The organism is Ensifer sp. Root142, assembly GCF_001426785.1.
Lineage (GTDB): Bacteria > Pseudomonadota > Alphaproteobacteria > Rhizobiales > Rhizobiaceae > Ensifer > Ensifer canadensis.
The window spans coordinates 14,951-29,768 of sequence record NZ_LMFK01000018.1; the positions used below are offsets into that span (position 1 = coordinate 14,951).

Below are 14,818 nucleotides of genomic sequence, written 5' to 3' on the forward strand. Positions count from 1 at the left end.
CGATGCACGAGGAAAACGAACTGCCTTTGGCCGGCCTTGTCGTCGTCGACATGAGCCAGTTTCTCTCCGGTCCCTATTGCTCTCTACGGCTGATGGACCTGGGCGCGCGCGTCATCAAGATCGAGCGCCCGGATGGCGGCGATCTATCGCGCCGCCTCTATCTCAGCGACACCGAGATCGGTGGCGATTCCACCATCTTCCACGCGATCAATCGCGCCAAGGAAAGTCTGGCAATCGACCTCAAGGACGAATCCGATGTGGCGGCGCTGAAGGCGCTGCTCGCCAAGGCCGACGTCCTGATCCAGAACTTCCGACCCGGCGTCATTCAACGGCTGGGCCTCGACTACGAGGCCGTTCGGGCGATCAACCCGCGCATCGTCTACGCTTCGATCAGCGGTTATGGGGAGGAGGGTCCCTGGGTCAAGCGGCCCGGTCAGGACCTGCTGGCGCAGGCACGTTCCGGCGTCATGTGGCTGAATGGCGACGAAGCACAAGGGCCGGTCCCCTTCGGTCTTGCCATTGGCGATATGCTTGCCGGCGCTGCAGCCGCCCAGGGCATTCTTGCCGGCCTCGTCCGCCGCGGCATCTCCGGCAAGGGCAGCCTGATTGAAACCAGCCTGCTCGAAGCACTGGTCGACTTCCAGTTCGAGGTGCTGACGACCCATCTCAACGACGGCAGGCGGCTGCCGAAGCGCTCGGATTTCCGCAGCGCACACGCCTATCTGTCGGCGCCCTACGGGGTCTACCCCGCCAAGGACGGCTACCTCGCCATCGCGATGACGCCGATCTCGAAACTTGCCGACCTCCTGGAGATGCCGCAGCTCGCACCCTATTGCGACGACCCGTCTTCGTGGTTTTCCGCAAGAGACGAGATCAAGGCCCTGATCGCCGAGCGCATCGGCGAAAACACGGTGGACCATTGGCTGGCCGTGCTCGAGCCGGCCGACATCTGGTGCGCTCGCGTGCTCAACTGGAACGAACTGCTGGAAAGCGACGGCTTCCGCACCCTTGACATGCTGCAGACGGTCAACCGCGAAGACGACGTGTCAATCCTGACCACGCGTTCGCCGCTGCGGGTCAACGGTCGGCGCGCCCAGGTCGATCGCGCTGCCCCGAGAATCGGCGAACACAGTGCATCGATCCGCAAGGAGTTCGGCCTATGACCGTCACCCTCAAGGGCATGACGTGGAGCCATCCACGCGGTTACGACCCCATGGTGGCGTGTTCGAGACTCTGGCAGGAAAAGACCGGGGTTGCCATCCATTGGGAGAAGCGCTCGCTGCAGGATTTCGAGACCTATCCGGTCGAGGAGCTCGCCAAGGCATACGATCTGATCGTTATCGATCACCCGCATGTCGGGCAGATCACCAATGAAGGGTGCCTTGCGCCTCTTGATGTGGCCGGTCGAGAAGCGGAACGTTCCGTGCTTGCAGCCGGGTCGGTCGGGCAATCCTATCCGAGTTACAGCTGGAACGGGCGCCAATGGGCCTTTCCGATCGATGCCGCGGCACAGGTCCAGGCCTGGCGCCCTGATCTCGGAGAGCGTGTTTCGAGCTGGTCCGGCATGTTGGACCTCGCGCGCAAGGGTGCGGTGCTGCTGCCGCTGCGACCGCCGCATTCGCTGATGAGCTTCTACACGCTCTGCGGCAATCTCGGTCACCCCTGCGCAGTGAGCGGACAAGCGGACCTGGTGGACCGTGACGGAGGCGTTGCCGCCTTCGAGATGCTCTCCGAGCTTGTATCGCTGATCGACCCCGCCTGCTTCGCGATGGATCCGATCGCGGTGCTGGAGGCGATGTCGGCCCCGGAGGCAAAAGCCGCCTGCGCGCCGTTAATCTACGGCTACGTCAGCTACTCGGTTGCCGGTTTCCGGCCGTCGCTCATCCGGTTTGGCGACATTCCGGTCGCCGGCCAGCATGGCCCAAGCGGTTCGGCGCTTGGCGGAACGGGCATTGCCGTCTCCGGCTTCTCGTCGTCCATCGACGCCGCGACCGACTTTGCCTATTGGGTTGCAAGCGGTGCGGTCCAGCGCCAGGCCTACGCCTTTGGCGGCGGACAGCCGGGACACGGCGACGCCTGGGACGACGATGCGGTGAACGCGGCGACATCAAACTTTTATCGCGCGACCCGTGCGACGCTCGAAACCGCCTGGGTGCGTCCCCGACACGATGGTTACATGCCGTTCCAGCAGGCGGCCTCGGATCGCATCAATGACGGGCTATTGCGCAAGGAGAAGGCGCGACAGGTCGTTGACGATCTCAACCGGCTTTTCACCGAAAGCTTCGCGGCGGCGTAAAGAGAAACACCGGAGATAAGCGATCGGCTCATCTCCGGTGTTCAGCAAAAAAAGGCCGACCTAGCGGTTTCAGGCTTTGTCGTGAGGGTGGGTGGCCACAATGGGCCGCGTTGCTTCCTTACGCGAGATTCCAGATTCGACGTGCGTTTGCCGACAGCAGCTTTGTCCGCTCGTCCGGACTGCAGTGCTCCAGCAACGCGTGAGTGGTCGCAACCCAGGTTGAAAGGTTGGCGCCGAGCGTGCAGACGGGCCAATCGCTGCCCCAGACGACGCGGTCCCAGCCGAGAGTAGCGATCGCATGCTCGACGTAAGGTCGTAGCGTCTCGACATTCCAGCTTTCATCCGCATAGGCGACGACGCCGGATATCTTGGCAACCACGTTCGGCCGCTTTGCGATCTCGCGCATATGGTCACGCCAGGGATGTTCGGCGCCGTTGCGGATATCGGGAACGCCGCAATGGTCGAGCACGAACTGCAGATCGGGCACGAGATCGGCAAGGGCAATCGCTTTGGGGATCTGGTGCGGCAGGACGCAGAGATCGAAGGTAAACCGGCTACCGCCAAGCCGCTTGATGTTCTCGCGGAAGAGGGAACCTTCCGACAGATCGTCCGGGACCACATGCAGGACACGGCGAAACCCCTTGACGAGGGGGTCGCCCTGCTGCCGTTCGAGATAGGCGGCAAAGCCGTCCTCTTCCGGGCGGCATGCGACAATTGCCCCCTTGAGCAGACTGCCCGCTCTTTGCGAGAGTTGCCGAACTTCTGACGTCTCCAATTCCATTTCGCCTGGGTCGACATCGACCTCCATGTGCAACGCCGTCTCGATGCCGACACGCCGAGCCTCCGCCTCATAGGTCGAATAGAGGAAATCGCGATCCAGCGCCGGGACGCCCGTCAGCCAGGGATAGGTCAACGCGGACTTGTTGATGAGATGCAGATGGGTGTCGACGATCACGATGCTGTCTCCTCCGTACGCCTCACACTCTCACACGAGAAGAGATCATTCAAATAAGAAATTGACAGTATGCAGCGATCGCGGACGTCGTGTGCCGACCGTAGATCCGGCACCTGCTCATTCCGACGATTGCGCCACATCCGATCCCGCGAGCACCGAAAGCTGTGTTGCCGCGCTGCGCAGGAGCGAGATCGTCTCGGTGATATCAGGCGCAGATGGCGCATTGACCAGCGCAATATAGGGAATGGTCAATGCCGCGATGCCACGGCCGTCAGGCCCGAGAATGGGCGCCGAGAGGTTGTAGACGCCGGCCGTCTGGGCGCTTGCCATCATTTCGTAGCCACGCTCGCGGATCTGGTCGAGCCGGGCATAGAATTCCGGACCAAGCAAGATCTCGTCCTTGCTGCGCGCGTGCTCGGCGATCATCATTTCCCGCTCCTCCGGCGTGCGGAAGGCGAGCAGGATGTGACCGGAGCCAGTATCGAACAGGCTGATGTGCGAGCCGACCCTGATTGAGATACCCCAGTAATCAGGCGCTTCCTGCTGGGCGATGACCACGGCCGAGCCGCGATCGAACACGGCCAACTGGTTGGCCTGCTTCGACCGCTGGGCAAGATCGCGCATCAGTGGCGTCGCATAGGAGGCCAGCCGCCGCACTGGTGCGTGAAGCTGGGCCAGGCCGAAAAGCTTCAACGTCAGGGAATAGCGATCGCCATCGATTCGCGTGACGTAGCCGCGGCGCACGAGCCGGTCGAGCATCCGGTAGAATTCGTTCGGGCTCCGATTGAGCCTTTTCGATATTTCCGCCTGCGTCAGGCCTCCATCGACGCTCGCCAGCAGTTCGAGAATATCAAGTCCCTTGTCCAGCGCGGGGGCGCGGTAGCGATCGGACTCTTCGGTGTCCATGGGCGTCCTCCTTAGTGAATATCGATATCCATATACGCAGAGAAAGCCGCCGACAAAAGAAAGTTCACCCTTGACGAGTGATAAAATTGTTGTTTGTATATGAATTAGTTTCTCACAAATGAGAAATGCGGGCCGGGATGAGGGCGCGCTACAGTGGAGGAGAGGTTATGAACAGGCTGCTTTCCGGCGTCTCGGCCGGAGTCATCATGCTTGCCTGCGCAGTGGGAGCGGCCAGCGCCGCGGAACTGCCCGGCAAGTTCGAAGGTGTCACCATCGACGCCAAGCTGATCGGCGGACAGCAATACGAAAGGCTCTATGAGCGCATCGCCGAATGGGAGAAGGCGACCGGCGCCAAGGTCAATATCCTGTCGAAGAAGAATCACTTCGAACTCGACAAGGAGATCAAGTCGGATATCGCCACGGGCGGTATCAGCTGGTGCGTCGGTTCCAACCACTCTTCCTTCGCCCCGCAATACCCCGACATCTATACCGATCTCCTGGCACTGCTTCCGCCGGAAGAAATCGCAAAGTTCGTGCCGGCTGTCATCGACGCCTCGACGCTCGGCGGCAAGCTCGTCATGCTTCCACGCGCGCAGTTCGACGTGTCGGCGCTCTACTATCAAAAGAGCCTCTATCAGGACGATGCCAAGAAGGCCGCCTTCAAGGAAAAATACGGCTACGACCTCACGCCGCCGGATACCTGGGCGCAGGTCAGCGACCAGGCAGAATTCTTCGCGGCCCCGCCGAACTTCTACGGTACGCAGTTTGCCGGCAAGGAAGAGGCCATCAATGGCCGCTTCTATGAAATGCTGGTCGCCGAAGGTGGCGAATACCTCGACAAGGATGGACGTCCGGCCTTCAATTCCGAAGCCGGCATCCGGGCGCTCGACTGGTTCGTCAAGCTCTACAAGGACAAGGCCGTTCCTCCGGGCACGACCAACTACCTCTGGGACGATCTCGGCCAGGGCTTTGCTTCCGGCTCGATCGCCGTCAATCTCGATTGGCCTGGCTGGGCGAGCTTCTTCAACGATCCGAAGTCGTCGAAGGTTGCCGGCAATGTCGGCGTCAAGGTTCAGCCGGCAGGTTCCTCGGGCAAGCGCACGGGCTGGTCCGGGCACCACGGCTTCTCGGTCACCGAGGACTGCGCCAACAAGGAAGCGGCAGCTTCGCTCGTCTGGTGGCTGACCAACGAGGATAGCCAGAAGCTGGAATCGGCGACCGGTCCGCTGCCGACGCGCACCGCCGTCTGGGAATACAACATCAAGGCCGCCGAGGGCGATGCCTACAAGACCGAGGTGTTGCAGGCTTTCCAGGAAGCGGCAAAGCATGCATTCCCGGTTCCGCAGACTGCAGAATGGATCGAAATCTCCAACGCCGTCTATCCTGAACTCCAGGCCGCCATCCTCGGCGACAAGACGTCGAAGGAAGCGCTCGACACTGCCGCCGAAAAGGCGACCGGCATCCTGGAAGACGCAGGAAAGCTCTGAGTAGAGACAGGAAGGCGGCGCCGATACCAAGGTGTCGGCGCCGCCTTCGTCATTTACTGCGTAACTCCCTGGATCGGAAATGGTCAGGAAGGATTATGCAGCAAGTTTAATGCCTTGCAGCGTCTTTTTCGCGTCATATCTGACGCGCGGCACTGTGATGTCACCCTCAGGAATGCCTGATGAAGCTCAAGAAACTGTCCGCACCGGTCCTTCTGCTGCTACCGGCCTTTGTCGTGCTGGCAGCGGTCATCGTGGTGCCGTTGCTCTTCTCCTTCTATTCGAGCTTCACGCCGTTCCGGCTGACCAAGCCTGAATCGCTCTGGATCTTCGTCGGTCTGCGCAACTACATCACCGTGCTGAGCAACTGGGATTTCTGGGTCGCTTTCGGCCGCACCGTCCTTCTGCTCACCGTCGCACTGAACACGGAGATGCTGCTTGGCCTCGGCCTCGCGCTCCTTGTCAACAAGGCCACCCACGGCCAGCGGCTGCTGCGCACCATCATGATGTTCCCGATGATGTTTTCACCGGTGCTCGTCGGCTTCCAGTTCAAATTCATGTTCAACGACAACATCGGTTTCGTGAACAATGCGCTGCAGTCGCTCGGGCTGACGGACCGCGCCATCCCCTGGCTGATTGACGGCAACCTCGCGCTGATCTCGATCATCATTGCCGAGGTCTGGTCGTCGACCGCGGTCTTCGCGATCCTCATTCTTGCCGGTCTTCTGGCGATGCCGAAGGACCCGGTCGAGGCGGCGCATGTCGATGGCTGCACGCCATGGCAGACATTCCGCTACGTCACCTGGCCCTATCTCATGCCTTTTGCCTTCATCGCCATGACGATCCGCTCGCTCGACGTCGCCCGCGCCTATGACATCGTGAAGATCATGACCGATGGCGGCCCGGCCAAGCGCACCGAGCTTCTGTGGACCCTGATCGGCCGCACGGCCTACGCCGACGCCCGCATGGGGATGGCCAACGCCATGGCCTATGTCGCCATCCTGCTGTCGATCGTCTTCACCGTCTATTTCTTCCGCAAGCTCGCCGCCGCGCGCCAGCAGATCGGAGCCGAGTGGTAATGGATATCAATTCGTCACATCGCCTGCGCCGGCGCCTCCTGAAGACGGCGCATCTGATCGGGCTGTTTCTCGCAATGGCCGTGATCTGCCTGCCGGGCCTCTGGATCGTGCTGTCGTCGTTGCGCCCGACCGTCGAGATCATGGCAAAGCCGCCGGTCTGGATCCCGGAAAGCATTTCGCTGGATGCCTACCGCGCCATGTTCGCCGGCGCCGGGCAGGGCGGGGTTCCCGTCTGGGACTACTTCCGCAACTCTCTCATCATCTCCGTCACGTCGACGGTGATCGCTCTGGCGATCGGCATGGCCGGTGGTTATGCCTTTGCCCGTTACCGCTTCAAGGCAAAGTCGGCGATTTTCCTCGGCTTCATGCTGACGCGCGCCGTTCCCGGCATCGCGTTGTCCCTCCCGCTCTTCATGATCTATGCCCGCACCGGCATCATCGACACGCATTTCTCGCTGATCCTGACCTATGTCGCGCTGAACGTGCCCTTCACTATCTGGCTGATCGACGGCTTCTTCCGTCAGGTACCGAAGGATCTGGCGGAAGCCGCCCAGATCGACGGCTGCACACCCTGGCAGGCATTCTGGCAGGTGGAGTTTCCGCTTGCTGGCCCCGGCATTGCCTCCGCGGGCATCTTCGCCTTCCTCACGTCCTGGAATGAATATGCTCTGGCCTCGCAGATCACCCGCTCGGTCAACTCGAAAACTCTGCCCGTCGGCCTGCTCGACTACACCGCCGAGTTCACGATCGACTGGCGCGGTATGTGCGCGCTCGCCGTGGTCATGATCGTCCCGGCGCTCACGCTCACCTTCATCATTCAAAAGCACCTCGTTTCGGGCCTCACCTTCGGCGCGGTGAAAGGATAACATTCATGGCTCCTGTCACCCTCAGGAAACTGGTCAAACGCTATGGCGCGCTCGAAGTCGTTCACGGCATCGATCTCGAGGTGAAGGACCGCGAGTTCATCGCCCTGGTCGGCCCGTCCGGTTGCGGCAAATCGACGACGCTGCGCATGATCGCCGGCCTCGAAGATGTCAGCGGCGGAGCCATCGAGATCGGTGGCCGCAAGGTCAACGACCTGCCGCCGCGCGCCCGCAACATCTCGATGGTCTTCCAGTCCTACGCGCTCTATCCGCATATGACGGTCGCCGAGAACATGGGTTTCTCGCTGAAGATCGCCGGCCGCTCCACTGACGACATCAAGGCGCGCGTCGATGAGGCTGCGACCATTCTCGATCTCGGCCATCTGCTGGAGCGTCGCCCGTCGCAACTTTCCGGCGGTCAGCGCCAGCGCGTGGCGATGGGCCGCGCGATCGTGCGCCAGCCCGACGTCTTCCTGTTCGACGAGCCGCTGTCCAACCTCGACGCCAAGCTGCGCACCCAGGTGCGCACCGAAATCAAGAAGCTGCATGCCCGCATGCAGGCGACGATGATCTATGTGACGCATGACCAGGTCGAGGCGATGACGCTTTCCGATCGTATCGTCATCATGCGCGATGGCCATATCGAGCAGGTCGGGACGCCGGAGGAAGTGTTCCAGAAGCCCGCGACGAAGTTTGTTGCCGGCTTCATCGGCTCGCCGCCGATGAACATGGACGAGGCCGTGGTCGACCATGGCCAGTTGGTGTTTGCGACCGGCGTCCGTCTGCCCATCCCGCCGCGGTTTGTCGGCGCGCTCCGCGCCGGCCAGAAGGTCACATTCGGCCTGCGCCCCGATGATATCTACCCCACGGGCCACGGCCTCCATGCCGGCGATGCCGCTGCCGTGCACGAGGTTGAGCTGCCCGTCACCATCACCGAGCCGCTCGGCAACGAGACGCTGGTGTTCATCCAATTCAATGGCCGCGACTGGGTTTCGCGCATGCTCAATCCGCGTCCGCTTCGCTCAGGCGAAAGCGTGCGCATGAGCTTCGATCTCTCGCGCGCCCATCTCTTCGACATCGAGACAGGAAAGGCTCTGGAAGGCTGACATGGCAAGGATCGAGAAAATTGAACTGCGTATGGTCGATCTGCAGCCGAAGGTGAAGCGGACCGACGCGATCCAGAGCTTCGTCAGCCAGGAAACGCCGATCGTCACGATCACGGATTCCGACGGCGCGACCGGGACGGGCTACAGCTACACGATCGGCACGGGCGGATCCTCCGTCATGCGCCTGCTGTCCGACCACCTCGTTCCGATCCTGATCGGCGAGGACGCCGATTGCATCGAAGCCATCTGGCACAAGATGGAATTTGCCACCCATGCGACGACGATCGGCCCGATAACGGCGCTGGCACTCGCTGCCGTCGACACCGCCCTTTGGGACCTGCGCGCACGGAAACAGAAGCTGCCGCTCTGGAAGCTTGCCGGTGGCGCCAAGGACAGTTGCCCGCTCTACACCACCGAAGGCGGTTGGCTGCATATCGAAAAGGAAGCCCTCGTCGAGGATGCGCTTCAGGCCAAGGCCAAGGGTTTTTCCGGCTCCAAGGTCAAGATCGGCAAGCCGCACGGCTCCGAGGACTATGATCGCCTCTCGGCGATGCGCAAAGCGCTCGGCGATGGCTTCGAGATCATGACCGACTGTAACCAGGGTTTTACCGTTGACGAGGCGATCCGCCGGGCCGCTCGGCTGAAGGAGCTGGATCTCGCCTGGATCGAGGAGCCGCTGCCGGCCGACGATCTCGACGGCCACATCCGCCTGACACGCTCGACCCCGACCCCGATCGCCGTCGGCGAATCCATGTATTCGATCCGGCATTTCCGTGAGTACATGCAGAAGGGGGCCTGCTCGATCGTCCAGGTCGACGTCGCCCGCATCGGCGGCATCACGCCTTGGTTGAAGGTCGCGCACGCTGCTGAGGCTTTCGATATTCCGGTCTGCCCGCATTTCCTGATGGAACTGCATGTCAGCCTTGTCTGCGCCGTGCCGAACGGCAAATATGTCGAATACATTCCGCAACTCGATGAACTGACGACCAAGGGCATGGAGATCCGTAACGGACGCGCCATCGCGCCATCTGAAGCCGGCATCGGCATTGCTTGGGACTGGGATGCCGTGAAGGCGCGCTCGATCAACGAGTTCACCCGGGAATTCGTGAAGTAGGGAGGCCGCCATGCAACGAATGGGAATGGTGATCGGTCTTCAGCCCGACAAGATCGCCGAATACAAGACGCTGCACGCTGCCGTCTGGCCGGAGATCCTCGCGCTGATCTCCGAGTGCAACATCACGAATTACTCGATCTTCCTCAAGGAGCCGGAAAACCTGCTGTTCGGCTACTGGGAATATATCGGCGAGGATTTCGCAGCCGACATGGCCAGGATGGCCGCGCACCCGAAGAACCAGGAATGGTGGTCGGTGTGCATGCCATGCCAGAAGCCGCTCGAAACGCGCGGGGATGGAGAGTGGTGGGCGATGATGGAGGAAGTCTTCCACCACGACGGAAAGGTCTTGCATCGTGACTGACCAGTTCGATCCGACGTCGCTGCAGCAATCCTGGCCGACACCCGAAAAACCGCGCCCGATCGTCATCTTCGGCGCCGGCAGCATTGTCGGTGATGCGCATCTTCCGGCCTATCGCAAGGCAGGCCTTCCCGTCGCCGGCATCTTCGATCCCGATGTCAAGAAGGCGGCGTCGCTTGCTGCCGAATGGGGCATCCGAGCGTTTGCGACCGAGACCGAGGCGCTGGCAATCCCAGATGCGATCTTCGATCTGGCGACGCCGCCGGCAGCGCATGCTGCAATCCTGTCGAAACTGCCAGTAGGATCGGGCGCCCTGATCCAGAAGCCGATGGGCGCAGATCTGGCAGCAGCCACGGAGATCCTCAACATCTGCCGTGACCGGCAATTGCAGGCGGCAGTCAATTTCCAGCTTCGCTTTGCCCCGATGATGCTGGCGCTGCGCGACGCGATCGAAAAAGGCTATCTCGGCCAGATCGTCGACTTCGATGCGTGGCTTGCACTTGCCACGCCCTGGGGTCTCTGGCCGTTCCTCAAAGGGTTGCCGCGGATCGAGATCGCCATGCACTCGATCCATTATCTCGACCTGATCCGCGGACTGCTCGGCAATCCCGACGGTGTGCACGCCAAGACGATCGGCCATCCCAATCATGAGGTGGCGCAGACCCGCACGGCCGCCATTCTCGACTACGGCGACCAGGTGCGCTGCGTGCTTTCGGTCAATCACGACCATGATTTCGGCCGCAAGTTCCAGGCCTGCGAGTTCCGTATCTCGGGAACCGAGGGGGCGGCATACGTCAAGCTGGGCGTCAATCTCGACTATCCGCGCGGCGAGCCCGACGAACTGTGGATCCGGCCAGCCGGTGGCACGGAATGGGTGGAGGTGCCGCTCAACGGCGCCTGGTTCCCAGACGCTTTTGCCAATCGCATGGCCAACCTGCAACGCTTCGTTAGTGGCGAGGACGAGCAGCTGATCGGCGCAGTCGACGACGCCTGGCAGACGATGGCGCTGGTCGAGGCCGCCTACCAATCCAGCGCGCGGCCTGCAACCGCGATCGCGCCACTTCCCGGACGTTGACGATGTTGGAACAGACAATCCATTTCGAAGACTATGAACTCGGCCATGTCAGGTTGAGCACAGGCCGTACGATCACCGAGACCGACTTCGTGGTCCATGCCGGGCATACGGGCGACTTCTTCCCGCACCACATGGACGCGGAATTCGCCAAAACCTTGCCCGGCGGCCAGCGGATCGCCCATGGCACCATGATCTTTTCCATCGGCGTCGGCCTGACGGCGTCGCTGATCAATCCCGTCGCCTTTTCTTATGGCTATGATCGGTTACGGTTCGTGCGTCCGGTTCATATCGGCGACACCATCCGCACCCGCGTGACGATCTCCGCCAAGGAGGACGATCCGAAGCGGCCGAAGGCGGGACGTGTCGTCGAACGGTGCGAAGTTATCAACCAGCGTGGCGAGGTCGTCCTCGCCGCCGATCATATCCTGGTCGTCGAACGCAAAGCATGAGGGGTCAACAATGACAACGGGTCTTTCGGGTAAGGTCGTCCTTATCACCGCCGCAGCCCAGGGCATCGGCCGCGCCACCGCGCTTGCCTTTGCCAAGGCCGGCGCCAAGGTGCATGCCACCGACATCAACACCGAGGCACTCGCAGCGCTGGCCGCAGAAGCCTCTGTTGAAACCCATCGGCTCGACGTTCTCGACCCAGGCGCTGTCGAGGCGCTGGTTGCCAAGATCGGTCAGGTCGACGTGCTCTTCAATTGCGCCGGTTTCGTGCATGCCGGCTCGATCCTCGACATGAAGGATGCCGACCTTGAATTCGCCTTCGACCTCAACGTCAAGGCGATGATCCGCACCATCCGGGCCGTGTTGCCGGGCATGCTTTCGCGCAAGGACGGCTCGATCATCAACATGGCTTCGGTTGCGTCCAGCATCAAGGGCGTGCCGAACCGCTTTGCCTATGGCGTGACCAAGGCGGCCGTCATCGGCCTGACCAAATCCGTTGCCGCCGACTATGTCGCCGACGGCATCCGCTGCAATGCCATCTGCCCTGGTACGGTCGAAAGCCCATCGCTGCAGGATCGCATGCGGGCACAGGGCGATTACGACGCGGCGAGGGCCGCCTTCATCGCCCGTCAGCCGATGGGCCGGATCGGCACGCCGGAAGAGATCGCCGATCTCGCCCTCTACTTCGCCGGCGCGACCTATACCTCCGGGCAGGCCTATGCCATCGATGGCGGCTGGACCATCTGAGCACTCAAATCAGGGATATGACACCATGAAACTTCTTCGTTATGGCGAACCGGGGCAGGAAAAGCCTGCAATCATCGACGCGAGCGGCACGCTTCGCGATCTTTCCGACCATGTCGCCGACTTCTCGGGAGCAGCGCTGGATCCTGCCAAGTTGGCGGAGCTGGCCAAGCTCGATCTTGCCGGCCTTCCGGCTGTGGCCGGCAGCCCGCGCCTCGGCCCTTGCGTCGCTGGCACCGGCAAGTTCATCTGCATCGGCCTCAACTATTCCGACCATGCCGCCGAAACGGGTGCGACCGTTCCCTCCGAGCCGATCATATTCATGAAGGCGACGTCGGCCATCGTCGGTCCGAACGATGACCTCGTCATTCCGCGCGGCTCCGAGAAGACCGACTGGGAAGTCGAACTCGGCGTCGTCATCGGCCGCAAGGCGAAGTATGTCAGCGAAGCCGAAGCCCTCGACTATGTCGCCGGCTATTGCACGGTCCACGACGTGTCTGAGCGCGCGTTCCAGATCGAGCGCCAGGGACAGTGGACCAAGGGCAAGTCCTGCGACACCTTCGGCCCGACCGGCCCATGGCTGGTGACGAAGGAGGAAATCCCGGATCCGCAGAACCTGCCGATGTGGCTCAAGGTCAACGGCGAGACGATGCAGAACGGCTCATCCAAGACCATGGTCTATGGTGTCGCATATCTCGTCTCCTACCTGTCGCAGTTCATGTCGCTGCAGCCGGGCGACATCATTTCGACCGGTACGCCGCCGGGCGTCGGCATGGGCATGAAGCCGCCGCGTTACCTCAAGGCCGGCGATGTCGTCGAACTCGGCATCGAAGGTCTCGGCACCCAGAAGCAGTCCGTACGCGCGGACGACTGATCTATTCTCATTGGAGCAAACATGACCCGCATCACCGATCTGCGCGTCTTCGATCTGCGCTTTCCCACATCGCAGAGCCTCGACGGTTCCGATGCCATGAACCCGGACCCTGACTATTCCGCGGCCTATGTCATCCTCGACACCGATAGCCCCGGATTGGCGGGCCATGGCCTGACGTTCACGATCGGGCGGGGCAACGACATCTGCTGCATGGCGATCAAAGCCATGCAGCATCTCGTCGTCGGCAGCGATACGGCGGAGATACTCGCCAATCCAGGCCGCTTTTGGCGACATCTGACCAGCGACAGCCAGCTGCGCTGGATCGGCCCGGAGAAGGGGGCCATTCATCTGGCCACCGGTGCCATCGTCAACGCGATCTGGGATCTGCTCGCCAAGGAAGCCGGCAAGCCCGTCTGGCAACTCGTCGCCGACATGTCGCCGGAAGAGATCGCCGACATTGTCGACTACCGCTATATGACCGATGTGCTGACCCGCGACGAAGCCGTGGCGATCCTGAAGCGTGCCGAAGCCGGCAAGGCGGAGCGTATCGCGACGCTGAAGAGCGAAGGTTACGCCTGCTATACGACGTCTGCCGGTTGGCTCGGCTATGACGACGACAAGCTTCGCCGGCTGGCGCAGGAGGCAATCGACCAGGGCTTCAATCACGTCAAGATGAAGGTCGGGCGTGATCTCGCCGACGACATCAGGCGCCTGACCATTGCACGCGAAGTCATCGGCCCGGACCGCTACCTGATGATCGATGCTAACCAGGTCTGGGAGGTCGGTGAAGCGATCGACTGGGTCAAACAACTGGCCTTTGCCAAGCCGTTCTTCATTGAGGAACCGACAAGTCCCGATGATGTCGCCGGCCACCGTAAGATCCGTGAGGCGATCGGCCCGGTGAAAGTCGCAACCGGTGAGATGTGCCAGAACCGGATCATGTTCAAGCAGTTCATCGCCGAGGGCGCGATCGACGTGGTGCAGATCGATTCCTGCCGCATGGGCGGCCTGAACGAAGTGCTGGCGGTTCTGCTGGTGGCGGCGAAGTATGAGCTTCCAGTCTGGCCGCATGCCGGCGGGGTAGGGCTCTGCGAATACGTCCAGCATCTGTCGATGATCGACTACATCGCCGTGTCTGGGACCAAGGATGGCCGGGTGATCGAGTATGTCGACCATTTGCACGAGCACTTCCTCGAGCCGTGCATCATCCACAACGCCGCCTACATGCCGCCGGAACGTCCAGGCTTTTCGATCGAGATGAAGCCGCAGTCCATCAAGGATTACACGTTCAAGGGCTAGTAGCGCCGATTATCCCTGAGAGGGTATTCATATATAAGTTGTGAATTCAAACGTGTTGCTTGAAGCCGCTGCAGGATCTCTGCGGCGGCTTTTGCTTTTTCCGCCAACGGGACGCGAAATGGCGCTCTCACCTTCGAACAGCCGCGGCACCGAGACATTCCACTTGACGCTTGTGACTCATTCGTAAATAACTTATTCATTCGCTTATGAATGAATTC

At 61.6% G+C, this 14,818-nt stretch carries 15 protein-coding genes; 13 read left to right on the plus strand and 2 right to left on the minus strand.

Features of this window, described 5'->3' with window-relative positions; translation table 11 throughout:
* Positions 1-2: 2 nt before the first annotated feature.
* Positions 3-1,163: a CaiB/BaiF CoA-transferase family protein gene (locus ASD52_RS19235; RefSeq protein WP_025428733.1), complete on the plus strand. Its 1,161-nt coding sequence runs from the start codon at positions 3-5 to the stop codon at positions 1,161-1,163.
* On the plus strand, positions 1,160-2,296 hold the full coding sequence (locus ASD52_RS19240) for an ABC transporter substrate-binding protein (RefSeq protein ID WP_057225232.1): 1,137 nt from the start codon (positions 1,160-1,162) through the stop codon (positions 2,294-2,296). Before ASD52_RS19235 ends, ASD52_RS19240 begins: the two co-directional genes overlap by 4 nt.
* A 118-nt stretch (positions 2,297-2,414) precedes the next feature.
* Here the strand turns inward: ASD52_RS19240 and ASD52_RS19245 are convergent, their stop codons facing one another.
* Both ASD52_RS19245 and ASD52_RS19250 read right to left on the minus strand, forming a co-directional pair.
* The gene (locus ASD52_RS19245) at positions 2,415-3,251 is read right to left on the minus strand and encodes an amidohydrolase (RefSeq protein WP_057225234.1); all 837 of its coding nucleotides are present in this window, start codon (positions 3,249-3,251) and stop codon (positions 2,415-2,417) included.
* A gap of 117 nt (positions 3,252-3,368) precedes the next feature.
* On the minus strand, positions 3,369-4,157 hold the full coding sequence (locus tag ASD52_RS19250) for an IclR family transcriptional regulator (protein WP_057208037.1): 789 nt from the start codon (positions 4,155-4,157) through the stop codon (positions 3,369-3,371).
* Between the two features lie 206 nt (positions 4,158-4,363).
* Between ASD52_RS19250 and ASD52_RS19255 the strand changes: the two genes are divergently transcribed.
* The 11 genes from ASD52_RS19255 to ASD52_RS19305 all read left to right on the plus strand — a co-directional run bounded on the left by ASD52_RS19255 (position 4,364) and on the right by ASD52_RS19305 (position 14,600).
* The gene (locus tag ASD52_RS19255) at positions 4,364-5,644 is read left to right on the plus strand and encodes a sugar ABC transporter substrate-binding protein (RefSeq protein ID WP_244497490.1); all 1,281 of its coding nucleotides are present in this window, start codon (positions 4,364-4,366) and stop codon (positions 5,642-5,644) included.
* A 179-nt stretch (positions 5,645-5,823) separates the two neighbouring features.
* Entirely contained in the window at positions 5,824-6,720 is an 897-nt protein-coding gene (locus ASD52_RS19260; RefSeq protein WP_025428738.1) for a sugar ABC transporter permease, read from the plus strand.
* Positions 6,720-7,586: a carbohydrate ABC transporter permease gene (locus tag ASD52_RS19265; protein ID WP_025428739.1), complete on the plus strand. Its 867-nt coding sequence runs from the start codon at positions 6,720-6,722 to the stop codon at positions 7,584-7,586. The genes ASD52_RS19260 and ASD52_RS19265 overlap by 1 nt, the downstream gene beginning before the upstream one ends.
* A 5-nt stretch (positions 7,587-7,591) precedes the next feature.
* Positions 7,592-8,689 (plus strand): sn-glycerol-3-phosphate ABC transporter ATP-binding protein UgpC, encoded by a 1,098-nt coding sequence (gene ugpC, locus ASD52_RS19270; RefSeq protein ID WP_025428740.1) that lies wholly within the window; start codon positions 7,592-7,594, stop codon positions 8,687-8,689.
* A 1-nt stretch (position 8,690) separates the two neighbouring features.
* A complete protein-coding gene (locus ASD52_RS19275) occupies positions 8,691-9,803 on the plus strand; it encodes a mandelate racemase/muconate lactonizing enzyme family protein (RefSeq protein WP_025428741.1) in 1,113 nt (370 codons plus the stop codon).
* A 10-nt stretch (positions 9,804-9,813) separates the two neighbouring features.
* Positions 9,814-10,164, plus strand: a complete 351-nt coding sequence (locus ASD52_RS19280; RefSeq protein WP_057225238.1) for an L-rhamnose mutarotase — start codon at positions 9,814-9,816, stop codon at positions 10,162-10,164.
* Positions 10,157-11,236, plus strand: a complete 1,080-nt coding sequence (locus tag ASD52_RS19285) for a Gfo/Idh/MocA family oxidoreductase (RefSeq protein WP_057208028.1) — start codon at positions 10,157-10,159, stop codon at positions 11,234-11,236. The genes ASD52_RS19280 and ASD52_RS19285 overlap by 8 nt, the downstream gene beginning before the upstream one ends.
* Before the next feature lie 2 nt (positions 11,237-11,238).
* Entirely contained in the window at positions 11,239-11,685 is a 447-nt protein-coding gene (locus ASD52_RS19290; RefSeq protein WP_025428744.1) for a MaoC/PaaZ C-terminal domain-containing protein, read from the plus strand.
* A gap of 10 nt (positions 11,686-11,695) precedes the next feature.
* Positions 11,696-12,430: an SDR family oxidoreductase gene (locus ASD52_RS19295; RefSeq protein ID WP_057225240.1), complete on the plus strand. Its 735-nt coding sequence runs from the start codon at positions 11,696-11,698 to the stop codon at positions 12,428-12,430.
* Positions 12,431-12,455: 25 nt separating this feature from the next.
* Entirely contained in the window at positions 12,456-13,301 is an 846-nt protein-coding gene (locus ASD52_RS19300; protein ID WP_025428746.1) for a fumarylacetoacetate hydrolase family protein, read from the plus strand.
* 21 nt (positions 13,302-13,322) lie between these two features.
* On the plus strand, positions 13,323-14,600 hold the full coding sequence (locus ASD52_RS19305; protein ID WP_025428747.1) for an L-fuconate dehydratase: 1,278 nt from the start codon (positions 13,323-13,325) through the stop codon (positions 14,598-14,600).
* Positions 14,601-14,818 lie beyond the last annotated feature (218 nt).